Annotated in this window: 20 protein-coding genes; 8 read left to right on the top strand and 12 right to left on the bottom strand. The window is 71.4% G+C overall.

What is annotated here, in order from left to right:
* Positions 1-74: 74 nt before the first annotated feature.
* The 8 genes from ABD844_RS23985 to ABD844_RS23950 all read left to right on the top strand — a co-directional run bounded on the left by ABD844_RS23985 (position 75) and on the right by ABD844_RS23950 (position 8924).
* Positions 75-632: a TetR/AcrR family transcriptional regulator gene (locus ABD844_RS23985; protein ID WP_344881995.1), complete on the top strand. Its 558-nt coding sequence runs from the start codon at positions 75-77 to the stop codon at positions 630-632.
* Between the two features lie 103 nt (positions 633-735).
* A complete protein-coding gene (locus ABD844_RS23980) occupies positions 736-1506 on the top strand; it encodes an IclR family transcriptional regulator (RefSeq protein ID WP_344881993.1) in 771 nt (256 codons plus the stop codon).
* The gene (locus ABD844_RS23975) at positions 1503-2366 is read left to right on the top strand and encodes an SMP-30/gluconolactonase/LRE family protein (protein ID WP_344881990.1); all 864 of its coding nucleotides are present in this window, start codon (positions 1503-1505) and stop codon (positions 2364-2366) included. The genes ABD844_RS23980 and ABD844_RS23975 overlap by 4 nt, the downstream gene beginning before the upstream one ends.
* A 42-nt stretch (positions 2367-2408) precedes the next feature.
* Entirely contained in the window at positions 2409-3257 is an 849-nt protein-coding gene (locus ABD844_RS23970; protein ID WP_344881988.1) for a fumarylacetoacetate hydrolase family protein, read from the top strand.
* 59 nt (positions 3258-3316) lie between these two features.
* A complete protein-coding gene (locus ABD844_RS23965) occupies positions 3317-6148 on the top strand; it encodes an FAD-binding and (Fe-S)-binding domain-containing protein (RefSeq protein WP_344881985.1) in 2832 nt (943 codons plus the stop codon).
* Between the two features lie 41 nt (positions 6149-6189).
* Positions 6190-6948 (top strand): IclR family transcriptional regulator, encoded by a 759-nt coding sequence (locus ABD844_RS23960; protein WP_344881982.1) that lies wholly within the window; start codon positions 6190-6192, stop codon positions 6946-6948.
* A 114-nt stretch (positions 6949-7062) separates the two neighbouring features.
* Positions 7063-8145 (top strand): alanine racemase, encoded by a 1083-nt coding sequence (locus ABD844_RS23955; protein WP_344881979.1) that lies wholly within the window; start codon positions 7063-7065, stop codon positions 8143-8145.
* Positions 8146-8159: 14 nt separating this feature from the next.
* Entirely contained in the window at positions 8160-8924 is a 765-nt protein-coding gene (locus ABD844_RS23950; protein ID WP_344881976.1) for an SDR family NAD(P)-dependent oxidoreductase, read from the top strand.
* Positions 8925-8987: 63 nt separating this feature from the next.
* On the opposite strand, the gene ABD844_RS23945 is transcribed toward ABD844_RS23950, so the two are convergent.
* From ABD844_RS23945 to ABD844_RS23890, 12 genes are all read right to left on the bottom strand, one after another.
* A complete protein-coding gene (locus tag ABD844_RS23945; protein WP_344881973.1) occupies positions 8988-10811 on the bottom strand; it encodes a spherulation-specific family 4 protein in 1824 nt (607 codons plus the stop codon).
* A gap of 40 nt (positions 10812-10851) precedes the next feature.
* Positions 10852-12195, bottom strand: a complete 1344-nt coding sequence (locus tag ABD844_RS23940; protein WP_344881970.1) for an ABC transporter substrate-binding protein — start codon at positions 12193-12195, stop codon at positions 10852-10854.
* An 11-nt stretch (positions 12196-12206) separates the two neighbouring features.
* Positions 12207-13076, bottom strand: a complete 870-nt coding sequence (locus ABD844_RS23935; RefSeq protein WP_344881967.1) for a carbohydrate ABC transporter permease — start codon at positions 13074-13076, stop codon at positions 12207-12209.
* Positions 13077-13088: 12 nt separating this feature from the next.
* Entirely contained in the window at positions 13089-14015 is a 927-nt protein-coding gene (locus ABD844_RS23930; RefSeq protein ID WP_344881964.1) for a carbohydrate ABC transporter permease, read from the bottom strand.
* Positions 14012-15064 (bottom strand): amidohydrolase family protein, encoded by a 1053-nt coding sequence (locus ABD844_RS23925; protein WP_344881961.1) that lies wholly within the window; start codon positions 15062-15064, stop codon positions 14012-14014. The genes ABD844_RS23930 and ABD844_RS23925 overlap by 4 nt, the downstream gene beginning before the upstream one ends.
* Positions 15057-16355, bottom strand: coding sequence for an alpha-galactosidase (gene melA / locus ABD844_RS23920; RefSeq protein ID WP_344881958.1), 1299 nt, complete (start codon positions 16353-16355; stop codon positions 15057-15059). Before melA ends, ABD844_RS23925 begins: the two co-directional genes overlap by 8 nt.
* 7 nt (positions 16356-16362) lie before the next feature.
* A complete protein-coding gene (locus ABD844_RS23915) occupies positions 16363-17307 on the bottom strand; it encodes a zinc-binding dehydrogenase (protein ID WP_344881955.1) in 945 nt (314 codons plus the stop codon).
* Positions 17308-17902: 595 nt separating this feature from the next.
* Positions 17903-18946 carry an ABC transporter ATP-binding protein gene (locus tag ABD844_RS23910; protein ID WP_344881952.1) on the bottom strand — a complete coding sequence of 348 codons (1044 nt, stop codon included), beginning with the start codon at positions 18944-18946 and terminating at the stop codon, positions 17903-17905.
* Entirely contained in the window at positions 18943-19923 is a 981-nt protein-coding gene (locus tag ABD844_RS23905) for an ABC transporter ATP-binding protein (protein WP_344881949.1), read from the bottom strand. The genes ABD844_RS23910 and ABD844_RS23905 overlap by 4 nt, the downstream gene beginning before the upstream one ends.
* Entirely contained in the window at positions 19920-20792 is an 873-nt protein-coding gene (gene opp4C, locus ABD844_RS23900; RefSeq protein WP_344881946.1) for an oligopeptide ABC transporter permease, read from the bottom strand. The genes ABD844_RS23905 and opp4C overlap by 4 nt, the downstream gene beginning before the upstream one ends.
* Entirely contained in the window at positions 20789-21748 is a 960-nt protein-coding gene (locus ABD844_RS23895; RefSeq protein WP_344881943.1) for an ABC transporter permease, read from the bottom strand. Before ABD844_RS23895 ends, opp4C begins: the two co-directional genes overlap by 4 nt.
* Positions 21748-23283, bottom strand: coding sequence for an ABC transporter substrate-binding protein (locus ABD844_RS23890; protein ID WP_344881940.1), 1536 nt, complete (start codon positions 23281-23283; stop codon positions 21748-21750). Before ABD844_RS23890 ends, ABD844_RS23895 begins: the two co-directional genes overlap by 1 nt.
* Positions 23284-23386 lie beyond the last annotated feature (103 nt).

Here is a 23386-nt window from a genome sequence, read left to right as displayed (position 1 = left end):
TGGAGCATGACGTGGGTAAACGTCCGTATGAAATGATCGTTTAAAACGAACGTTTATATGATACGGTAGGTCAGGTGAGTGCAAAAGACAAGCTGCTGCGAGCGGCCCGAGAGTGTCTGCTGACCAAGGGATACGCGCACACCACCGTGCGAGACCTGGTCGCGGCGTCGGGCGCGAACCAGGCGTCGATCAACTACCACTTCGGGTCGAAGGAGCACCTGCTCACCCGTGCCCTGCGCGACCTCAACACGGAGTGGGGCGAGCTGCTGTTCGCGATCCTCGAAGACCCTGATGCCTCCGACGCGGCGCGGTCACCGGCGGGCGACCAGGAGGCCCGGTGGGGCCGGATCATCGACTCGATCCAGGCCAACCGGTCGTTGTGGTTCGTGAACTTCGAGTCGGTCGCGTCCGCGCGGCACGACGACGAGATTCGCGCCATGATCGCGAGCGGTCAGGAGCTGGCGCGGGCGTCGCTGGCGGAGGCGTTCGCGGGGCTCGGCCCCGACGCCGATCCGGTCGCGGTCCGGGCGGCCGGATCGCACTACTACGCCCTGCTCGTCGGGGTCGCCGCGCAGTGGCTCACCGACCCCGAGCGCGCGCCGTCGGCCGCGCAGGTCGTCGCGGGCGGCTGAGTGCCGGTGGTGGATCTGGCGAGATCCACGTCGTCTGTCGCGCAGGGGTTCTTGGCCGGGGGCAATCTTTCGTTTGGTGGAACGATGGTCTAATGTTCGGAACGTGTCCGAACAGACTCCGGCGGACAGGCTCGTCGGCTCCGACCGCGTGCTGGCGGTGCTGGCCGAGCTGGCGCGCCACCCCGACGGCATCGGGCTGGAGGAGATGGCGCGGGCCGTGGCCAGCCCGAAGCCGACGGTGCACCGGGCGCTCGCCGCGCTGCGCCGCGCCGGGTTCGCCGCCCAGCACGGCCACGGCCGCTACGTCCTGGGCGACGAGTTCCTCAGGATGGCCTTCGCGCATCACGAGGCGCGGCCCGACCACGTCCGCGTCATGCCGGTGCTCAAGGCGCTGTGCGAGCGGTACGGCGAGACCGTCCACTACGCCGTGCTCGACGGCCACTCCGTCGTCTACCGGTCCAAGCTGGACCCGGCCGCCGGGGCGGTCCGGCTGACCTCGGTGGTGGGCGGTCGCAATCCGGCGCACTGCACGGCGGTCGGCAAGGTGCTGCTGGCCCACGCGCTGCCCGACGAGGGCGCCGTCCTGGCCTGGGCGGGCGGCCGCACGCTGGAGCGGCGGAGCGAGCGCTCGATCGCCACGGCCGAGGAGCTGCACGCCGAGCTGGTACGCATCCGCGAGCAGGGCTACGCCGCCGACGACCAGGAGAACGAGCCGGGCGTCAACTGCGTGGCGGTCGCGGCGTACCTGACCTCGCCCACCGTGCCCAGCGGCGCGATCAGCGTCAGCGGCCTTGCCTACCGCACCCCGCTGCGCAAGCTCGTCACCGACCTGCCCGCCATCCGCGCCATCGTCCACGGAGAGGACCTCTCGTGACGTTCACCGCAGTCCCGGCCTCGGCCGACGTCTACGCCCTGGGGGAGGGCCCCGTATGGGACGCCGCCCGGCAACGCCTGCTGTGGGTCGACATCGTCGCGGGCACCGTGTACGAAGGGCGGCTCGACCCGGCGACCGGCCAGGTCACCGTCACCGGCCGGCACGTCTTCGACTCCACCGTGGGGGCGGTCGCCGTCGCCGCGGACGGCGGCCTCGTCGTGGCCGAGCAGGCGACCCTGACCCGGCTCGGCCCCGACGGGAGCCGCGACGAGCTGGCGCGGGTGCTGCCCGAGGGGGTGCGCAGCCGGCTCAACGACGGCGCCGTGGACCCCGCGGGGCGGTTCCTGATCGGCAGCCTGGCCCAGGACGACCGCGTGGGGCAGGAGGTGCTGGCCCGTCTCGACGGTACGGAGGTGACCTACCTCGACGCCGACCTGGTGCTGTCCAACGGCCTGGCCTGGGTCGGCGACCGCCTCTACAACGTGGACACCGTTCCCGGCACCGTGTGGGTACGCGACTACGACCCCGAGAGCGGCGAGACCGGGCCGCGGCGGGAGGCGTTCACGGTCACCGCCGGCTCGCCCGACGGGATGTGCGCCGACGCCGACGGTAACCTGTGGATCGCCAACTGGGGGCTCGGCCGCGTCGAGTGCCGCACTCCGGGCGGCGAGTTGCTGGCCACCGTCGAGACCGGCGCGCGGCACACCTCCTGCCCGGTGTTCGCGGGGCCCGACCTCGACGTCCTAGTCATCACCACCGCCACCGCCGACCTGACGGACCCGGGCTCCGGCGACGGCCGCCTGTTCACCGCCCGGGTCGGCGTACGCGGGCTGCCCACGCCCTACTGGGTCTCCCGGTAGGCCCCACCAGTAACCATAGGCCCACACAACGGAGAGAGAACCGTGTATCTCATGCGCATCGGCGCGCCCGGCGCCGAGAAGCCCGTCGTCCGCGTGGACGACACCCACTACATCGACGTCTCCGACGTCACTCCCGACTTCGACGAGAAATTCTTCGCGGCGGGAGGTGTCGCCCTGCTCGCCGAGCGGGTGGGCCGTGGCGACGTCAGGACCTTCGCGGGTGAGCGGATCGGCGCTCCGATCGCCCGGCCGCACCAGATCCTGTGCATCGGCCTCAACTACAGCGACCACGCCGCCGAGACCGGCCAGGCCGTGCCCGCCGAGCCGATCCTGTTCACCAAGTCGCCCAACACGCTCGTCGGCCCCGACGACGACGTACGCATCCCGCGCGGCGCCACCAAGACCGACTGGGAGGTGGAGCTGGGCATCGTGATCGGCCGCCGTACCTCCTACCTGGACTCCGTGGAGGAGGCCCGCGACGCCATCGCCGGGTACTGTGTGGTGAACGACGTCAGCGAGCGGGCGTTCCAGATGGAGCGCGGCGGGCAGTGGAGCAAGGGCAAGTCGGCCGAGACGTTCAACCCGGCGGGTCCCTGGCTGGTCACTCCCGACGAGATCGCCGACGTCACGAATCTGGGCATGTGGCTGGACGTCAACGGGGTACGCCGCCAGACCGGCACCACGAAGACGATGATCTTCGACCCCTACGTGATCGTGCACCACCTGAGCCAGTTCATGGTGCTGGAGCCGGGCGACCTGATCAACACCGGCACCCCGCCCGGCGTCGGCATGGGCCACGACCCGCAGCTCTGGCTCCAGCCGGGCGACGTGATGGAGCTGGGCATCGACGGGCTCGGCAGCCAGCGCCAGCAGGTCATCGCCCCCCGCTGACCGCCCCGCAGAAGAGACGCCCCCGCCGGAAGACCGCACTGTTGAAAGACTGAGAGAGCATGAGCCTGACCGCATCCGACCCAGCCGTCCTGGCCACGGTGGAGGCCGCCGTCCCGGGGATCGCCAGAACGCGGGCCAGCGACCGGCTGGGCATGGCGCACGACGCCTCGCACTACCTGCTCACCCCGCAGGCCGTGCTGGTGCCGGAGAGCGCCGAGCAGGTGGCGGCGCTGCTGCGTACCGGCCTGCCGCTCACCTTCAGGTCCGGCGGCACCAGCCTGAGCGGGCAGGGTGTCAGCGAGCACCTCCTCGTGGACACCCGGCGGCACTTCCGCGGCATCGAGGTGCTGGACGAAGGGGAGCGGGTGCGGGTGCAGCCGGGCGCGGTGCTGCGGCAGGTCAACGCCCGGCTGGCGGCGTACGGGCGCAAGCTCGGCCCCGACCCGGCCAGCGAGTCGGCGTGCACGATCGGCGGCGTCGTGGCGAACAACTCCAGCGGCATGACCTGCGGCACGCACGCCAACACGTACCGGACGCTGGAGTCGATGACGCTGGTGCTGCCCAGCGGCACCGTCATCGACACCGGCGCCCCGGACGCCGACGAACGGCTGCGCGCCCTGGAGCCCGACCTCGCGGAGGGGTTGCTCAGGCTGCGCGACCGAGTCCGGAAAAATCCGGACTCGGTGGAGCGCATCCAGGCCCAGTTCTCGCTCAAGAACACCATGGGCTACGGCCTCAACAGCTTCCTCGACCACGACACGCCCACCCAGATCCTCGCCCACCTGATCGTCGGCAGCGAGGGCACGCTCGGCTTCGTCGCCGAGGCGGTCTTCCGTACGGTCCCCGCGCACCGGCTGGCCGCCACCGGCCTGCTCGTCTTCTCGACGCTGCGGGCGGCCATGGCGGCGATGCCGCAACTCGTCGAGGCCGCCCCCGCCGCCGTCGAGCTGCTGGACGCCGAGTCCCTGCGCGTGGCCCAGACCGATCCCCAGGCCGACGACGTGCTGCGGACGCTGGCCGTGGCCGACCACGCCGCGCTGCTCGTCGAGTGGCAGGAGCCGCACGACGACCTGCTGGTCGAGCGCGAACGCGCGGCCGAGCAGGCGTTCGGCGGCCTGCACCTGTCCGCGCCGGCCCGGCTGAGCAGGGACGCGGGCGGCCGGGCGGCGCTGTGGCACATCCGCAAGGGCCTGTACGCCTCCGTCGCGGGCGCCCGCCCCAGCGGCACCACCGCGCTGCTGGAGGACGTCGCCGTCCCCGTCCCCGCGCTGGCCGACCTGTGCGACGAGCTGACCGCCCTGTTCGCCCGGCACCGGTACGAGCGCAGCGTCATCTTCGGCCACGCCAAGGACGGCAACCTGCACTTCATGCTCAACGAACGCTTCGACGCCGACCTCGGCCGCTACGCCGAGTTCACCGAGGACCTGGTCGAGGCCGTGCTGAAGCGGGGCGGCACGCTCAAGGCCGAGCACGGCACCGGCCGGGTCATGGCCCCGTTCGTCCGCCGCCAGTACGGCGACGAGCTGTACGAGGTGATGCGCGAGGTCAAACGCCTGTGCGACCCGGCGGGCACGCTCAACCCCGGCGTCGTACTGACCGACAGGGAGGACGCCCATCTGCGCGACCTCAAGAACGTCGTCACCGTCGAGCCCGAGGTCGACCGCTGCGTGGAGTGCGGCTACTGCGAGCCGGTCTGCCCCAGCCGCGACCTCACCACCACCCCCCGCCAGCGCATCGTGCTCCGCCGCGAACTGGCCGCCGCCCACGAGGCGGGCGACCACGCGCTCGCCCGGGAGCTGGAGTCCGAATACGCCTACGACGCCGTCGACACCTGCGCCGTGGACGGCATGTGCGCCACCGCCTGCCCCGTCCTGATCAACACGGGCGACCTGACCAAGCGCCTGCGCGCGGAACGGCACGGCCGCGCCGCGCAGCGGGGCTGGAAGACGGCCGCCAAGCACTGGGACGGCGTCACCCGGGCGATGAACCTCGCCCTCGACACGGCCGCGGTCACCCCGTCCGGGCTCGCCGAGGCCGCCGGCCGGGCCGCCCGCGCCGTCACCGGCTCCGAGACCGTCCCCCAGTGGAGTCGTGACCTGCCCCGGGGTGGCACCCGCCGCCGGCCCGCCCCCGTACAGGACGCCGACGTCGTCTACCTCCCGTCCTGCCTGAACACGCTCTTCGCCCCGGCCGACGGCGGCCCCGGCGTGATGGTGGCATTCGCCCGGCTGGCCGAGCGGGCGGGTGTGCGGCTGCACGTCCCTGAGGGGATCGGCGGCCTGTGCTGCGGTACGCCCTGGTCGTCCAAGGGTTACACGGACGGCTACCAGGCGATGGGCGACCGCGTCCGCGAGGCTCTCGTCGTCGCCACCGACGGCGGCCGCCTCCCGATCGTCAGCGACGCCGCCTCCTGCACCGAGGGCTTCCACCGTCTCACCGCCGCCGCGGGCGACGCGGGCGGCGAAGACGGCGCCTCGGCCGTGCTCCGCGTGCTCGACGCCGTCGCCTACACCGCCGACCACCTCCTGCCCCGCCTGACCGTGGCACGCCGGCTGCCGTCCCTGGCCCTGCATCCCACCTGCTCCTCCACCCGCCTCGGCCTCGACGCCGCCCTGCGCCGGATCGCCGAGGCCGTCGCCGATGAGGTGGTGGTCCCCGACGGCTGGCAGTGCTGCGCGTTCGCCGGTGACCGCGGCCTGCTCCACCCCGAGCTGACCGCCTCCGCCACCCAGGCGGAGTCCGCCGGCGTGCGGGCACGGGACTTCGCCGCCCACGCCTCGGTCAACCGCACCTGCGAGCTGGGCCTGACCCGGGCCACCGGCGAGCCGTACCACCACGTGCTCGAACTGCTCGACCGCGTCACCGCACCGTCAGTGCAGGATTCCGCTTGACGCGCTAGCATTCCATCAAGCGGAACAGAACGGAGTGAGTGGTGGCAGAGGCCCAGTCCCCGGTGGGGAGCGTCGACCGCGCCCTGCTGATCCTTCAGGAGATCGGCAAGCACAGCAGAGGCGTTACGCTCGACGAACTCGCCCTCCGCCTCGGGCTGCCGAAAAGCTCGCTGCACCGGCTGCTCGGCGCGCTGAAACACCGGGGGTTCGCGGCGCAGCCCGAGCCGAGCGGGCCGTACTTCCTCGGCACCGAGCTGCTGGCCACGGCCTTCAGGTTCTACGAGACGATGGACCTGCGCACGCTCATCCGCCCCCTGCTGCTGCGGGTGAGCGAGGAGTTCGCCGAGACCGTGCACATGGCCACGCTCGACGGCGGGGAGGTCGTCTACGTCGACAAGGTGGAGGCCGTGCGGTCGATCACGATGACCTCCGTGATCGGCGGTCGCAACGCGGCCCACTGCACGGGCGTCGGCAAGGCGCTGCTGGCCTGGACCTACCCCGCAGGCGACGCGGTCAAGGCGTGGGCCGAGCGGTTCGGCCCGCTGACGGGCCGGACCCGCAGCACGATCACCAACCCGGCCAAGCTCGCCACCCACCTCGACCAGGTGCGCCAGCGCGGCTACGCGCTCGACCTGGAGGAGAACGAGCCGGGCGTGCGCTGCGTGGCCGTGCCGGTGTTCATGGGCAGGACGGCGCCGGTCGCGGCGGTGAGCGTGACGGCGCTGAAAGACCGCATGTCACCGGCGCGGATGGAGGAGATCGGCCACGGCCTGTGCCGCGCGGTCGCCGAACAGGTGTGACGCCGAGGAGCCCCGACACGGGGTCCCTTTTTCCGCTATATGGAACGCTGATGCGCGATGCGGAATGTGCGTGCTATCTTCGGGAAGAACTTCTCCCAGAGGAGCCGTGCATTCATGTACCTCGAGCTCGATACTCCTTCGCTCGTCATCGACCTCGACGCGGTCAGGGGCAACATCGCCGAGATGGCCGAGACGGCCGCCACCCACGGCGTCAGGCTGCGACCGCACATCAAGACCCACAAGATGCCGGAGCTGGCGCGGATGCAGCTCGACGCCGGAGCGAGCGGCATCACCTGCGCCAAGCTCGGCGAGGCCGAGGTGATGGCCGACGCCGGGATCGACGACATCCTGCTGGCCTTCCCGATCTGGGGTGAGCCCAAGCTGCGCCGCCTGGCCGCGTTGCGCGAGCGCGCCCGGGTGCGGGTCAGCCTCGACTCGGTAGAGGTGGCCGCGGGGCTCGGCAAGCTGGGCGGGCCGCCGGTGGAGGTGCTGGTGGAGGTGGACACCGGGCAGCACCGGCTGGGCCGCCCGCCGGGCCGGCCCACCGCCGACCTGGTCGCCGAGATCGCCGCCGTCCCGGGGGTGGCGGTCGTGGGCCTGCTCACGCTGGCCGGGCACGCCTATCATTCGCGCACCCCGGCCGAGCTGGCGCAGACCGCCCGCCGCGAGGGCGAGGACCTCGTGGCCACGGCCGAGCTGTGCCTGCGCGACGGCATCGAGCTGCGGGAGATCAGCGTCGGCTCCACCCCGACCGCCCGGCACGCGGCCGGGGTCGCGGGCGTGACCGAGATCCGGCCCGGCACCTACATCTTCAACGACACCGCGATGATGCGCCTGGGCGTGGCCACCGAGGAGACGGCGGCCGCCCGCGTGCTGACCACCGTGATCGCCCGATCGACCCCGGAGCGCGTCGTCTTCGACGCCGGCACCAAGTGCCTCACCTCCGACGGCGTCGGCTCGCCCGGCTGGATCCGGGCCGTCGGCCTGCCGCACCTGCACATGGACTTCCTCAACGAGGAGCACGGGGTGGCCAGGCTGGAGGCCGGGCACCACGACGAGCTGCCGGTCGGCACGCGGGCGCAGCTCATCCCCAGCCACGCCTGCGCGGCCGTCAACCTCTTCGACGTCGCCTACGGCGTCGAGGGCGGCCAGGTCACCACGGAGCTGCGCGTCGCCGCCCGCGGCGCGGTTCGCTGAACGGAGGAAACACCATGCGGGGACTCGCGGGCAAGCGGGTACTGATCAGCGGGGGCAGCAGCGGCATAGGCGCGGCCACGGCCAGGAGGTTCCTGGAGGAGGGCGCCAGGGTGGTGCTCGGCGGGCTCGACCCGGCCGAGGTGGACGCCACGGTGACCGGGCTGTCCGAGCTGGGCGAGGTGAGCGGCCTGGCCGGTGACGTCAGCGCGGCCGGTGACGTCACCCGCCTGGTCGAAGGGGCCGTGGCGGCGCTGGGCGGGATCGACGTCCTGGTCAACAACGCCGGCATCGCCTGGCGCGAGCCGTTCCTGGAGATCACCCCCGAGCACTGGGACCAGATCATGGCGGTCAACCTGCGCGGCATGTTCCTGGTCGCCCAGGCCGTCGCCCGCCACCTGGTCGAGCAGGGCACCGGCGGGGTCATACTCAACATGTCCTCCACCAACGGGCTGGGCGGCGAGGCCGACTACGCCCACTACAACGCCAGCAAGGGCGGCGTGCTGCTGCTCACCAGGACCATGGCCGTCGAGCTGGGCAGGCACGGCATCCGCGTCAACGCGCTGTGCCCCGGTTACATCCAGACGCCGCTCAACGCCTCGATCTCGGCAGGGCTGGCGGGCGACTTCGTGTCCTCGTACGAGCGCGACCACATCCCCCTGGGCCGGGCTGGGCTCGCGGAGGAGGTCGCGGCCGGGTACGCCTTCCTGGCCTCCGACGACGCGGCCTTCGTCCACGGCACCGAGCTGGTCATCGACGGCGGCCAGCTCGCGATCATGTGAGGGCGCGGCCACGGCGAAGGCCACCGCGCCAGGTTGGCGCGGTGGCCTTCGTGCTGTCGGGGGTCAGCTCGTGGTGAGCGTGACCACGTTCGGGGAGTAGTCGTTCCGCGAGCCGTCGGTGCCGTGGAAGACGATCTTCTGAATGTTGCCCGTGCCGGTCAGCGCCGACAGCGGCGCCGACCACTTGTAGAGGCCGTTCGTGCTGGAGACCAGCGGGCTGACGCCGGCCACCACGCTCCACGACCAGTCGGTCGAGGCCCCGGTCTTCTTGAACAGGACGTTGTTCTCGATCATGTACTCGGCGCCGATCGTGTTCACCGACCAGCCCGTCTGGTAGTTCGCGTCGGTGTCGATGAACACGTGGTAGTGCGTGTACGGGAGGTTGAACTGCGCCGTGTAGGTGGCGTTCGCGCCGCTCAGCGCCGCCGTGGCGCCGGTGATCGGGGTGGGGTTCGTCGTGGTGACGGAGACCGCGCCCGACTGCGCGGAGACCCGGTCGGTGGTGTCGCGGGCCCGCACGGTGAAGGTGTAGGTGGTGTTGAGCGTCAGGCCGCCCAGGTTGACGCTGGTGAGGTCGCCGGGCACCGACAGCTCACGCACACCGTTCTTGTACACGTCGTAGTGGAGCACGTCGTCGCCGGAGTCGGCGTCGGTCGAGGCCGCCCAGGTCAGCTTGACGCCGGTCGGGCCGACGTCGGAGGCCACCGGCGTGCCGGGCACCGTGGGGGCGCTCGCGCTGGCGGCGGACGTGGTCACGGTGAGCGCGTTGCTCGCCGGCGAGACGTTCCCGGCCCGGTCCCGCGCCTTGACGGTGAAGGTGTAGGCGGTGGCGGGCGACAGGCCGGACACGTCGAACGTGGTCGCCGCCGGCGTGTGGTTGGCCTCGGTGCCGATCTTCACGCCGCCCTGGTAGACGTCGTAGCCGACGACGCCGGGGTAGGCGGCCGAGGTCCAGCTCAGGCTCAGGCCCGTGGCGGTCACCTGGCCCGCCGTCGGCGCGGCCGGTTGCGCGGGCGCCGCGCCGCCGCTGCCCTTGGCGGCCGTGACCTCCTGCGACAGGTACGAGGGCAGCGTGTCCCACGGGTTGGCCAGCACGTCGTTGGTCACGTACACGTAGCCGGCGTTGTTGGCCTTGGACAGGTTCATGACCGTGGCCAGCGCCGTCGCGTCCGGCACGTCGTAGACCAGGTGCCAGATCCGCTTGGGGTCGTAGTCGGCCTCCCAGGCGGACGGCAGGTACGGCGGCTGCCGGTTGAGGTAGGAGCTGTAGGAGCCCTCGAAGGTGACCAGGATGTCGGCTGCGTCCTGGTAGCAGTCGGCGGGTGAGACGCCGGGGTTGGCGATGGTGGTCGCGCCCGGGTGGTGCTTCTTCACGTACGCGGTGGCCTCGCGGTAGAGGTCCGCCCAGGTGTCGCTGCCGGTGGTCGGCCCGCAGGCGTTCTGCGCCTGGTCGAAGAAGATGCCGTCGATCGAGGAGCCGTAGAACTCGTACCACTTGTTGATGTCGGACTGGACCTGGGCCCGCCAGTCCGCGGTCGCCGCCGAGCCGAGGCGGGTGGTGTTGCCGGTGGTGCCGAAGTAGCCGGTGTCCACGTACCCGATGACCTTGATCCCGGCGGCGTGCGCCGCCGACAGCGCGGCGGTGTACGCGGGCTTGGCCTGGATGTCCGGCCCGTTGCCCACGTTGGCGACCAGCACGCCGGGCTTGCTGGCCGCGGTGTTCATCTGGTTCCAGTAGTCGAGGGTCGGAGCACTGGGGAGGAAGTAGGCGGGCACGGCGACCTGCTGGTCGAGGACGGCGTCCGCGGCGTGCGCCGGTGTCGTGGCGAGGAGCGGGGCCGCTAAGAGCGCGGCTCCGAGCAGCGTGCGCCAGCGAGGGTTGGGCATGTGCGACCTTTCTGTACTGCTGACAACGGGGACTGCCTGGCTACTGGAACAGGGCGTTGACTTCGGTGTTGGCCTGGGGGAGCGCCGTCTTGGCGTCCGCGGTGCCCAGCAGGACCGACGAGATCGCGGTGTCCATGATCTCGTTGATCTTGTCGGCGTTGTCGGTGACCGGCAGCAGGAACGTGCCGTCGGCGGCCTGGGCCTCCTCGACGAACGGCTTCACGTCACGCCCGGCCGCCTCGTGCGCGGCCAGCGCCTTCTCCGAGGCGGTGGTGATCGCGGGCAGCACCTCGGTGGTCGCGGCGATCAGGTCCTGGCACTCGGCGGACGCCGTGAACTTGACCCACTGCCACGCCTCCTCCTTGTGCTTCGTGCCGGCGTAGATCGCGTCGGAGACGCCGTTGATCGGCGTCTTGCGTCCCTGCGGTCCGGCCGGCAGCGGCGCGACGGCCAGGTTGAGCGTCTTGTTGTCGAGGTACGGCTTGGCCATCCACGACCCGGCCATGACCATCGCGGTCTTGCCGCCCTGCAGCACGGCGTCGCCGCCGAGCGCCGACTGCTTGTCGTACGCCGGCGCGTACCCCTTCTTGATCAGCCCGGCGAACCAGTCGATGGTCTCGGCCAGCTTCGGGTCGTCGTAGAAGTACTTGGTGCCGAACGGGTTCTTGTCGAGGTACTTGAAGCCGTTGCCGGCCGCGAACGCCGCCCAGCCGGTCTGGCCCAGCGCGCCGGTGTTGTAGTCGGGGGCGATGCCGTAGACGGCCACGTGCTCCTTGTCGAAGCCGGGGTCGGTGCCCCTGCGGCCCTTGTCGTCCACGGTGAGCGCGGCGATGGCCTTCTCGAACGTGCCGCCGTCCTGGGGGTTCCAGGTCCACTGCGCGAAGTCCGCGGGGTCGAGACCGGCCTTCTGGACCTGGTCCTTGTTGTAGAAGACGCCGATGGTGTCCCAGTCGAGCGGGAGCCCGTACCGCTTGCCGTCGCGTACCCAGACGTCGGTCAGGCCCTTCTGGTACTGGCCCAGGTCCACCTTGTCGCGCTCGACGTACTCGGTGAGGTCGAGAAGCTGGTTGTTCTTGGCGAACTGCGGATAGTACGCCACCGAGTTGCGGAACACGTCGGGCGCGGTGCCCGAGACGACCTGCGTGGTCAGGTTCTGCCAGTACTGCGCCCAGGCCACCGAGCTGAGCTTGACCGTGATGTTGGGGTTCTTCTTGGTGAAGGCGTCGGCGCACTGCTTGTAGGCGGGCACCTGGCTGTCGACCCACATCACGTAGTCGAGCTCGACGGGCCCCGCGCCCGCCTCGGTGCCGCCGCCCCCGCAGGCGGCGGTGGCGGTGACGAGGCCGGCCAGGGCGAGCAGGGCGCGGGTCTTCTTGCTGGACATCTGGGGGTCCTTTACTTGATGCCGGTGAAGTTGAGCGAGTTGGCCAGCCGCCTGCCGAAGACCAGCAGGAGCAGCAGCACGGGGATCACGGAGAGGGTCGAGCCGGCCATCAGTCCGGTCCAGTCGGGGCGGGCGTTCGGCGACTGCTGCAGGAAGACGCCGAGCGCGACCGTGAGCACCCGGCTGCCCTCGTCCTGGCCGACGAGCAGCGGCCAGAGGTAGTCCTTCCAGGCGTAGACGCCGTTGATGATCGCGATGGTGAGGAGCGGCCCCCTCGACATGGGCAGCGCGACCCGCCAGAAGACGCTCCACACGCCCGCGCCGTCGATGACGGCGGCCTCCTCGACCTCGCGCGGCAGCGACAGGAAGAACTGCCGCAGGAAGAAGACCGTGAACGGGGTCATGAGCAGGATCGGCGCGACGAGCCCCGCGAACGTGTTGAGCAGGCCCAGGTTGCGGACGAGGGCGAAGTTCGGCAGCAGCGTGAAGATCGGCGGCACCATCAGCGCGGCCACGAACACCGAGAACAGCACCTCACGGCCCCGGAACCGCAGCCGGGCCAGCGCGTAGGCGGCCATCGCGCACGACAGCGTCTGCACGGCGACCACGACCGCCGTGTAGACGATCGAGTTACGCAGGTAGAGCACGAAGTCGAGGGAGGCGCCCGAGCCCCCGGCGGCCTGGGCCTCGGCGACGGTGGAAAGGCCGAGCACGCGCTTGAAGTTCGCCAGGGTGAAGTGCTGCGGCCACAGCGAGAGGTTGTCGGAGAACAGGTGATGGGCGTCGGTGAGCGCCGTACGCACCATCCAGTAGAACGGGAACACGGTCACCAGGACGGCCAGCCCCAGCACCGTCCAGGCGGCGATCCGGCCTGCGCGCATGACGGGCCCTCCCTATCCGAGGTCCGAGTCGGAGGCGCGCATCAGGCGCATCTGCACGTACGTCAGCACCCCGAGGATCAGCACGAGGCTGAGCGCCATGGCCGCCGCGTAACCCATCCGGAAGTGGGTGAACGCCTCCTGGTAGATGTAGTAGTAGATGACCTTGGTGGCGTTGACCGGGCCGCCCTCGGTGGCGACCGCGATGGTGTCGAAGATCTGGAAACAGCCGATCACCGAGACCACCAGCACGAGCGCGAGCACGGGGCGCAGCAGCGGCAGCGTGATGCGGAAGAACGTGCGGATCTCGCCCGCGCCGTCCATCGCCGCGGCCTCGTACACCGAGGCGGGGATCTGCAGCATGCCCGCGTACAGCAGCAGCGCCACGTAACCGACGGAGGCCCAGGTGGTCACCGCGGCCACGCTCGGCATGGCCTCGGCGGGCGAGTTGAAGAAGCCGTGCGTCGACAGGCCCATCGCGCTCAGGAGCTGGTTGACGAAGCCGAGGTTGGCGTCCAGCAGCCACAGCCACAGCAGGGCGGTGGCCACGTTCGGCACCAGCCAGGGCAGCAGCAGCGTGGCCCGCAGCACCACCGACTTGGTCAGCCGGTGCATGAGCGCGGCCAGCAGCAGCGCCAGCGTGATCTGGCCGACCAGGTTCAGCACGGTGTTGTAGCCGGTGAGCAGCAGCGCCTTCCAGAACAGCGGGTCGGTGGCCAGCTCGGCGTAGTTGTCCAGGCCGACGAACTCGGGGTCCGACAGCAGGTTCCAGTCGGTGACCGACAGCCACACGCCACGCAGGCTCGGGTAGATGTAGAACGCCGCGAACCCGATCAGCGCCGGGAGCAGGAAGAGCAGCGCGTACCTGCCCTGGCCGCCCTCGGCGCGGTGCTTGAAGGCGGGCTTGAACGCCGGCTTGGCGCGGGTGAGCGTCGTGGTCATGCCAGCCTCGGCACGAGCTTGAGCGCGTTGCCGGCGTAGACCTTCCGCAGTACGTCGTCGGGCAGGTCGAGGCCGGAGATCGTCCAGCGGCCCATCAGCGGCGGGTCGTCCAGCGAGTGCGCGAACGCCTCGTCGTCGGTCTCCATGAACCGGAAGTGGACGCGGTAGATCTCGCGGTTCGGCGGGATCTCGTCCGTGCCGAACAGCACCCGGTCCGGGTGCCGCAGCATCAGCGCCCGCGTGGCCCGCGGCTGGCGGCCCAGCTCGGCGATGCGCGCGGCGATGTCGATGTGGAAGTTCGGGTACGCGTCCAGCAGGCGGCCCGCGAAGCCCAGGTTCTCCGGCCAGCACCCGGCGTGAACGCCGATCACCGTGGTCGCCGGATGCTTCGCGATCATCGACTCCATGGCCTCCATCAGCCGCTCGAACGGCGGGAACTCCGGGCCGGAGAAGTTCCAGTCGGGCCGGGCGGCCAGCAGTTCGAGCCGTTCGTTGCGCTCGTCGACCGGCTCGAAGAAGGCCACCGGGTCGGCGGTGTGCAGGGCGATCGGGACGCCCGCCTCGCCGACGGCCGCCCACAGCGGGTCGAGCCGCGGGTCGTCGAGCATGACCAGCTCGCCCCGGTCGTCGCGGACCCGCAGGCCCACGTCCTTCCACACCTTGAGCCCGGCCGCGCCCTCGGCCACGTTGCGCCTGAGCTGGTCGGCCAGCCGCTCACCGAAGCCGGGCTCGGCCGTCTGCGACCAGTCCACGTGGCAGAACGTGGCGAACCTGCCCGGGTGGGCGGCGTCGTAACGCTCGATGTTCTCGGCCAGCTCCCTGCCCCAGCGGCCGTCGAGGTTGACCATGCCGCGCAGGTTGAGCTCGTCCATCATGCCGATCAGGGCCGGGACGTCGCCGACCATCCAGCCGCCGTCCTCGCTCAGCCAGCGGCCGAGATGGATGTGGGCGTCCACGACGGGCTCGCGGGCCCGGCCGACCTCGTGGACCGGGACCCTGAGCTGGGACACCGGCCGATATCTGGAGAGGGGCAGATCTGGGTCACACATTGTTCCTGATTCCTTCCGGCAGCAGTTCACCGTGGGCGGCGATCAGGTCGTCCACCAACTCGCGGATCCTACGGACCGGAAGTGTGGCAGCGGTGTTGGGGTCGAGCAGCGCGGCCTGGTACACGTGGTCGCGCCGCCCTTCCAGCGCCGCCTTCACCGTCAGCTCGCTGACGTTCAGGAACGTCCGGTTCAGCGCGGCCACCTGGGCGGGCAGCTCCCCGACGCACACCGGCTGCACACCGGCGCGGTCCACGTGGCAGGGCACCTCGACGGTGGCTTCCTGCGGCAGGTTGGAGATGAGCCCGCCGTTGCGCACGTTGCCGTGGATCATCCGGCGGGTGCCCGTCTCCATCGAGTGGATGGCCAGCGAGGCCAGCTCCTCGCCGCGCTCGATCGGCACGCCCCGGCCCTCTTCGAGCGAGCGCTTGTACGTCGCGTACTCCTCGAAGCCGTCGGCCAGCCACTCCAGGTAGACGCCGACCGGGATGCGGTAGCGCGCCACCTCCTCCTCGTGCGCCAGGAACCAGGGCAGGTACTCCGAGCCGTGCTCGCTGGACTCCGTGGGGAAGTAGCCGAAGTTCCGGTAGACCTCGACGCGGACCCGGCGGGACAGCTCGGGGTCGGCGGCGATCAACTCGTCGAGGCGGTCGTAGAGGTTCTCGCCGTTGCGCTCGAAGCGCAGGACGAACGCCTGGTGGTTGACGCCCGCGGTGAGGAAGGAGACCTCCTCCTCCGGCACGCCGACCATCCTGGCCAGCGTCTTCTGCGTGTCGCGGGCGGCGTGGCAGACGCCGACGACGTTCTTGAACGGCGTGCCCGCGTACACCGACCACGGGATCATCGACATCGGGTTGGTGTAGGTGAACAGGGTCGCCGCCGGGGCCAGCTCGGCCAGGTCGTTCCCGATGCCGACCATGACGGGGATCGTACGCAGGGCGCGAAAGATGCCGCCGATGCCGAGGGTGTCGGCGATCGTCTGCCTGACGCCGTACGCGGCGGGGATCTCGAAGTCGCGCTTGACCGCCTCCAGGCCGCCGACCGCGATCTCGTTGATCACGTAGTCGGCGCCCTCGACCGCGGCCCTGCGGTCGGCGTACGCCTCGACCGTGGCGCCGATGCCCAGCTCGGCGACCATCCACTTCGCCATGGCCGCGGCGGTGTCGAGGCGGGCCGCGTCGATGTCGTGGAGCACGATCGCCGACTCCGACAGCTCGGGGAACGTCAGGAGGTCGGAGAGCAGGTTCTTGGCGAACGTGATGCTGCCGGCGCCCACGAGGACGATGCGGGCCATGGTCCGGTTACCTCGCTTCCGGGGTCAGCAGGGCCTTGACGGGGGTGGAGCGGCCGTTCATCAGCGTGGTGAAGACGTCCGCGCCCTCGTCGAGGGGGAACGTCTCGACCCAGCTCAGGTCCCACCCGGTGACCAGGTCGATGGCCCCGGCGAAGTCGGCGTCGTCGTAGGCGAACGAGCCCAGCACCCGCTTCTCGCCGCGGACCAGGTCGGTCGCGTCGTAACCGGCCACGTGGTCGGCCAGGCCGAGCCAGACCGCCACGCCGCCGGGGCGCAGGCGGGCCAGCGACTGCTCGTGGGTGGCGGCGGCGCCCACCGCGTCGAAGACGACGTCGTACTCGCCGGTCAGCTCGGGGCCGGTCGCGCGGGCGCCGAGCCGGGCGGCGATCTCCAGCCGGTCGGGCGCGCGGTCGGCCACCTCGACCGAGGCGGCGCCGCCGGAGAGCGCGACCTGCAGACAGGTCAGCCCGATCGCGCCGGCGCCGAGCACCCCGACCCTGGCGCCGGACGGGCGCCCGGCCAGCCGCCAGGCGTGTACGGCGTTGGCGGCGGGCTCGACGATCCCGGCGGCGGTCCAGCCGAACCCGTCGGGCAGCGGCACCAGCGCGCCCGCGGGCACCGCGACGCGCTCGGCGAAGGCGCCGGCCCGGTGCACGCCGATGATCCGGCGGTTTCTGCAGACGTTGCGCAGCCCGGCCGCGCACACGTCGCACGTGCCGCAGGACAGGATCGGGTTGACCGCCACCGCCCGCCCGTCCTCGGTGCGCCCGGCGAACTCGTGCCCCATCACCAGCGGCGGCACCCGGAAGCCCGGGGTCTTGACGCCGTGCAGCTCGCTGCCGCAGATCCCGGACGTGACCACGTGCACGAGGACCTCGTCCGGGCCGACCTCGGGCTCCGGCACGTCCTGCGGCTCGACCACACCCGGCCCGGTGAAGACGAGAGCCTTCATCGCGGATCTCCGGCCGTCGAAAGCGCGCGTTCCATGGGGCTCCGTTCTCCTCAGGTTTGCCAGTCATTCCGTATCGCAGAATGACGTTCCGAACTTGGCGCTAGCAGACCACTACCGCGAAGAGCGTGTCAAGAGGTTCGGGAGTGCTCCCTGCCTTCACAGATTGCGGAGGGGGAGGTGGGAGGTGTCCGGGTGCGGTGGGCTGGGGGTGAGGTGGTCCGGTGGGGTCCGCGTCTCGCACCGTGTCGTCCTATTCCGTAATACGGAATGACAAGCCTTGTCATGGAATCCAGAAGCGCGACCGATATCCACGGGTCCGCCGAGACCGAGTCCGGTTTATCGGCGCGGATTTTCTGCGTGCCGAATCAATGCGGATGGTGGCCGCCGGTGGTGAAAACGGCGGGATCGGGCTGGCCGCGTGCCGCGAAGAATGCGGGTCGGGCGAGCGTACGGCCCGATGGGGTGCCATTTCGGCGGGTTTTGCGGGGGCGGGGAAATGGGGTCCTGCTGATCCCGGATGGGCGTCGCGGCGGCATCGAGAGGCTCTCCGCCGTAAGCGTCTACTTCGTGACTTTTACGAGTCCGCCGCCTTTCGTCAGAGTGCCGGGCAGAAGGAGGTGTTCTGCTCGGGGAAATGGCAGGCGACGCGGTGCCGGGCGCCGGTCAGCACGGGCTCCTCGGTCGCGCACCGTTCCTGGGCCTTCCAGCAGCGCGTACGGAAGCGGCAGCCCGACGGCGGGTTCGCCGGGCTCGGCACGTCACCGGTGAGCACGATCCGCCCGCGCCCGCCGCGCTGCGACGGATGCGAGATCGGCACGGCCGAGATGAGCGCCCTGGTGTAGGGGTGGGCGGGCCGGCTGAAGATCTCCGCCCGCTTGCCCTCCTCCACGATCCGGCCCAGGTACATGATCGCCACCCGGTCGCACAGATGCCGCACCACCGACAGGTCGTGCGAGATGAACAGGTAGGCCAGGCCCAGCTCGCGTTGCAGGTGGGCGAGCTGGTTGACCACCTGCGCCTGGACCGAGACGTCCAGCGCGGAGACGGGCTCGTCCAGCACCAGCACGCGCGGGTTCAGCGCCAGCGCCCTGGCGAGGCCGACGCGCTGGCGCTGGCCGCCGGAGAACTCGTGCGGGTAGCGGCCGGCGTGCTCGGGCGACAGGCCCACCAGCTCCAGCAGCTCGCGGACCCGTTCCCGGCCGCCGTCGCGGTAGCGGCCCCGGGTGCGCAGCGGCTCGGCGACGATCTCGTGCACGGTCAGCCTCGGCGACAGCGACGAGTACGGGTCCTGGAAGACGATCTGGATCTCGCCGCGCAGCGGGCGCAGCTCTGCGTGGGACAGGCGGGCCAGGTCGCGCCCGTCGTACAGGATGCGGCCGGAGGTGGGCTCGGCCAGACGCACGACGAGCCGGCCCGTCGTGGTCTTGCCGCAGCCCGACTCGCCGACCAGCCCGAGCGTACGCCCGGGATGCAGCGCCAGGTCCACACCGTCCACGGCCCTGACCACGCCGGTCCGCCTGCGCAGGACCCCGGTGCGGATCGGGAAGTGCTTGGTCAGGCCCTCGACGGCCAGCACGGGCTCGCTCACGTCGGCCTCCTGCGGAGACGACGGGTGGCAGGTCGGCACGGGTTCGCTCATATCGGCTCCTGGTGGAGGTGACAGGCCGACACGTGACCGTCGGCCACCGCGACCGGCTCGGGACGGCTCGTCCGGCAGACGGCGCGTCCGGCGCCCAGCGCGCAGCGCGGCTCGAAGGCGCAGCCGGGCGGCGGGTTCAGCAGGTCGGGCGGGCTGCCCGGGATCGGCACCAGCGCCCCTCCCGCGGACTCCAGGACGGGCCGGCTGGACAGCAGGCCGCGCGTGTAGGGGTGGCGAGGCGTGGTGAAGACCTGGTGCACGTCGCCGTGCTCGACGACGCGGCCCGCGTACATGACCGCGACCCGGTCGGCCAGCTCGGCGAGCACGCCCAGGTCGTGGGTGATGAGCACCGCCGCCGCGCCGGACTCCCGCCTGGCCGTGTCGAGCAGGCCGAGCACCTGTGCCTGGACGGTGACGTCGAGCGCGGTCGTCGGCTCGTCGGCGATGAGCAGGTCGGGCTCGTTGGCCAGGGCCATCGCGATCATCGCGCGCTGGCGCATGCCGCCGGAGTAGTCGTGGGGGTGGCGGGCGTACCGGTCGGCGGGGTCGGCGATGCCGACGGAGGCCAGCAGCTCCAGCACGCGGGCCTTCACGGCGGCCCGGCGCAGGCCCGGCTGGTGCAGCCTGACGGCCTCGGCTATCTGGGCGCCGACCGGGACGACGGGATTGAGCGCCGTCATCGGGTCCTGGAAGATCATCGCGATCCGGCGGCCCCGTATCCGGCGCAGCCGGCGCGCGGGCAGCGTCAGCAGGTCTTCGCCGTCGAAGCGGACGCTGCCGCGCGCCACCCGCCCCGGCGGCCGGACCAGGCCGAGCACCGACATCGCGGTGACGCTCTTGCCCGAGCCGGACTCGCCGGCCACGCCGAGGATCTGGCCCCGCCCCACCTCCAGGCTGACTCCGTCGACGGCGCGTACGACGCCGTACTCCGTGGGGAACTCGACCGCGAGGTCGAACACCGTGAGCAGCGGCGTCATCGGCGGGCTCCCTTCGGGTCCACGGCGTCGCGCAGGCCGTCGCCGACGAAGTTGACTGCCAGGACGGTCAGCGCGATGGCCAGGCCGGGCGGCAGCCACAGCCACGGCATGGTCTGGAGGAGGGTGAGGTTCTGCGCGTCGGTCAGCATGTTGCCCCAACTGGCCTGCGGCGGCCGTACGCCGAGGCCGAGGAAGGACAGCACCGCCTCCAGCAGGATCATCTGCGCCACCAGCAGCGTGCCCACCACCGCGACCTGCGACAGTACGGCGGGCAGCACGTGCCGCCCGATCACCGTCAGCCGCCCGGCGCCGAAGGCGCGCGCCGCCTGGACGTACTCCCGCTCGCGCAGCGACAACGTCAGCCCGCGCACCACGCGGCAGGCGGTCGGCCAGTTGCACGCCGCGAAGACGAGGACGAGCAGCGCGGTGCCCGGCCCGAGCACGCCCGCCAGCACGACGATGACGACCAGCGAAGGAAAGGAGAGCACCACGTCGGCGGCGCGCATGACGACGGCGTCGACCGGCCCGCCGAACATGCCGGACAGCGAGCCGAGCAGCGTGCCGAGGGCGACCGCCGCCAGCGCCGACAGCAGGCCCACCAGCAGCGAGATCCGTCCGGCGTGCACGAGCCTGGCGAACACGTCGCGCCCCGAGGAGTCGGTGCCGAGCAGGTGCGCCGCCGACGGCGGCTCGCGGAAGGCGGCCAGATCCACCGCGTTCGGGTCGTGCCCGGCCACCAGCGGCGCGGCCAGCGCCAGCGCGGCGACGGCGGTCAGGAACACCGCGCCGGCCACCGCCATCCGGTTGCGCAGGAAGCGCCGGGCGGCCAGCGCGCCCGGCGAGCGCGGCAGGGCGGGGAGAGCGGTCACGACAGGCCGATCCTCGGGTCGGCCGCCGCGTAGAGCAGGTCGGCGGCGAGGTTGCAGAGCAGCACGAGCACCGCGATGAACAGCGCGAACCCGATCACCACCGGGTAGTCGAGCTGGCCGATCGAGCTGACGGCGAGCTGCCCCATGCCCGGCCAGGCGAAGACCTGCTCCAGGGCGACCGCCCCCGACAGGAGCTGCGGGACGGAGATCATCACCACGGTGATCAGCGGGACCAGCGCGTTGCGCAGCGCGTGCCGGATCAGCACCCGGCCGGGACCGGCGCCCTTGGCCTCGGCCGTGCGTACGTAGTCGGCGTCCAGCTCCGCCAGCAGCCCGGCCCGTACGTAGCGGGTGAACGGCCCGGCGATGGACAGCCCGAGGATGGCCGCGGGCAGCACCAGGTGGGCCAGAACGTCGGCGCCGCCGCCGTCACCCGGTGTGGACATGCCGGACGACGGCACCCAGCCGAGCTTCAGCGAGAAGAGGTAGATCGCGGCGATGCCCAGGAAGAAGCTGGGCACCGAGATCGTGCCCAGCCCGGCGACCGTGGTGGCGTGGTCGATCGCGGTGTTGCGCCGGGTCGCGGCCAGCGTGCCCGCCGCCACCGCCAGCACCAGGCCGATCGCCAGGGCGGTGCTCATGAGCAGCACGGTGGGCCCCATCCGCTCGCCGAGCACCTCGGCCACCGGGCGGCGGCTGACGAGGGAGTAGCCGAGGTCGCCGCCCAGCGCGTCGCGCAACCAGATGCCGTACCTGACCAGGAGCGGCTCGTCCAGGCCGAGTTCGGCGCGCTTGGCGGCGACGAACGCCGCGCCGCCCGCGGACAGGTGCTCGGGGTTGACCATCATCCGGACCGGGTCGCCGGGCGCGGCGCGGACCAGGAGGAACACGCCGACGCTGATGAGCACGAAGACCACGGCGTTGATCAGGAGCCGGCGGGCGAGGTAGGCGAGCATCAGTCGGCCAGGGTCCACTCGTCGGCGTTCCAGAATCCGGTGGTGAAGTCGCCGCTGGGCTTGACGCCGCGCAGCCGCGAGCTGGTGGCCCACAGGGTGTCCGGGTTGTACAGCCACAGGTAAGGGACCTGGGCGTTGTCCATGCTCGCGGCCTCCCGGTAGAGCCTGGCGCGCCGGCGCCGGTCGGTGAGGGCGTCGGCTCGGGCGGTGAGGGCGTCCAGTGACCGGTCGCAGAAGTTGCTGATGTTCGCCCCGGCGGGATAGAAGGCGGCGCAGTTGACGATCGTGAGGCTGCTGGAGGGGTCGACGGCGTAGCTGCCGCCGCCGAAGAGCGCCAGGTCGAACGTGCGCCGCTCGTACGACTCCAGCAGCTCGGCCGCCTGCACCTGCTTCAGCTCGACTGTCATGCCCGCCGCGCCCAGCGCGCCCTGCACGACCGTGGCCGCCACGTCGCGGTCGCGCTGGCCGGGGATCCACGACAGCGTCACCGTCTCGCTCGCCCGCCAGCCCGCCTCGGCCAGCAGCGACCTGGCCTTGGCCGGGTCGTAGGCGTACTCGTCCAGCGTGCCGGGCAGCGCCCAGGGGGTGACGAACGAGGAGTTCTGCACCCGGCCCCGGCCGTCCAGGAGCTTGGCGACCAGCGTCGCGCGGTCGATCGCGTGGAGCATGGCCCGGCGTATCCGGGGGTCGGCGAAGCGCGGGTCGCTCTGGTCGACCGCCATCCTGATGAAGCCGGGGCTCGGCCGCGCCGAGACGGTGACGCCGCTGAGCCCTGCCACGGCCCGCAGGTCGGTGGGGGAGACCTGGACCAGGTCCATCTCGCCGGTGCCGAGCTGGGCGGTCGCCACGTCCGAGCTGACGGGTTTGAGGAAGATCCTGGGGATCGCGATGGGCTTGCGGTAGTGCGGGTTGGCGGCCAGTTCGACGTACTGGTCGGTCTGGTACCTCACGAAGGTGTACGGGCCCAGGCCGACCGTCGGGCGGTTGAAGAAGGGGTGGCCCGCGATCCTGTCCACCGGCTCCCCGCCGAGCACGTGCTCGGGCAGGATGAAGGCGAACGGCCCGGCGATCAGGCTGAGGAAGCCGACGTTCCTGCTGGCCGGTCTGATCACGAACGTGGTGTCGTCGGGGGCCTCGAAGGCGGCCCCGGCCAGCTTGCCCGCCATCGCGCTGCCGCTCCTGACGTCGGCCAGCAGCCTGTAGGTGAACAGCACGTCTTTGCTGGTGAACGGCGTGCCGTCGCTCCACTTCAGCCCTCGGCGCAGGTGGAAGGTGATCCGGCCGTCGGCCAGGTCCCAGCGCTCGGCCAGGCGGGGCGCGTAGGCGTAGGAGTCGTCGACGGTCAGCAGGTTGTCGAAGATCAGCGTCATGACCTGCTGGTCGGGGCCGGAGGGCGGATCCAGCGGGGAGAAGCGCTTCGGCTTCTGGTACAGGTGGAGGTTGATCGCGTTGTGCCGGGAGCCCTGGGCGCTGGTCGGGTCGGCGCAGCCGGTGGCCAGCACGAGCACGAGCAGTGCGCCTGACAGGCGGTTCATCGACACGGGACAGGAGCGGACACGGGAGTCTCCTGAAGGGGTCGCGCACGATAAGTGACGAGAAAATACTCTCAGTGATCAGAGGTTCGGCACAAGCCCCGGC

Origin of the sequence: Nonomuraea antimicrobica (assembly GCF_039536965.1) — a bacterium.
Classification (GTDB): Bacteria; Actinomycetota; Actinomycetes; order Streptosporangiales; family Streptosporangiaceae; genus Nonomuraea; species Nonomuraea antimicrobica.
This window is presented reverse-complemented; position numbering and strand designations above follow the sequence as displayed.

Excerpts from the sequence above, each read along its gene's own strand:
- ABD844_RS23965 (WP_344881985.1), top strand. The coding sequence starts at position 3,317 with ATGAGCCTGACCGCATCCGACCCAGCCGTCCTGGCCACGGTGGAGGCC.
- ABD844_RS23955 (WP_344881979.1), top strand. The coding sequence starts at position 7,063 with ATGTACCTCGAGCTCGATACTCCTTCGCTCGTCATCGACCTCGACGCG.
- ABD844_RS23950 (WP_344881976.1), top strand. The coding sequence starts at position 8,160 with ATGCGGGGACTCGCGGGCAAGCGGGTACTGATCAGCGGGGGCAGCAGC.
- ABD844_RS23945 (WP_344881973.1), bottom strand. The coding sequence starts at position 10,811 with ATGCCCAACCCTCGCTGGCGCACGCTGCTCGGAGCCGCGCTCTTAGCG.
- ABD844_RS23940 (WP_344881970.1), bottom strand. The coding sequence starts at position 12,195 with ATGTCCAGCAAGAAGACCCGCGCCCTGCTCGCCCTGGCCGGCCTCGTC.
- ABD844_RS23935 (WP_344881967.1), bottom strand. The coding sequence starts at position 13,076 with ATGCGCGCAGGCCGGATCGCCGCCTGGACGGTGCTGGGGCTGGCCGTC.
- ABD844_RS23930 (WP_344881964.1), bottom strand. The coding sequence starts at position 14,015 with ATGACCACGACGCTCACCCGCGCCAAGCCGGCGTTCAAGCCCGCCTTC.
- ABD844_RS23925 (WP_344881961.1), bottom strand. The coding sequence starts at position 15,064 with ATGTGTGACCCAGATCTGCCCCTCTCCAGATATCGGCCGGTGTCCCAG.
- melA (WP_344881958.1), bottom strand. The coding sequence starts at position 16,355 with ATGGCCCGCATCGTCCTCGTGGGCGCCGGCAGCATCACGTTCGCCAAG.
- ABD844_RS23915 (WP_344881955.1), bottom strand. The coding sequence starts at position 17,307 with ATGAAGGCTCTCGTCTTCACCGGGCCGGGTGTGGTCGAGCCGCAGGAC.
- ABD844_RS23910 (WP_344881952.1), bottom strand. The coding sequence starts at position 18,946 with ATGAGCGAACCCGTGCCGACCTGCCACCCGTCGTCTCCGCAGGAGGCC.
- ABD844_RS23905 (WP_344881949.1), bottom strand. The coding sequence starts at position 19,923 with ATGACGCCGCTGCTCACGGTGTTCGACCTCGCGGTCGAGTTCCCCACG.
- ABD844_RS23895 (WP_344881943.1), bottom strand. The coding sequence starts at position 21,748 with ATGCTCGCCTACCTCGCCCGCCGGCTCCTGATCAACGCCGTGGTCTTC.
- ABD844_RS23890 (WP_344881940.1), bottom strand. The coding sequence starts at position 23,283 with ATGAACCGCCTGTCAGGCGCACTGCTCGTGCTCGTGCTGGCCACCGGC.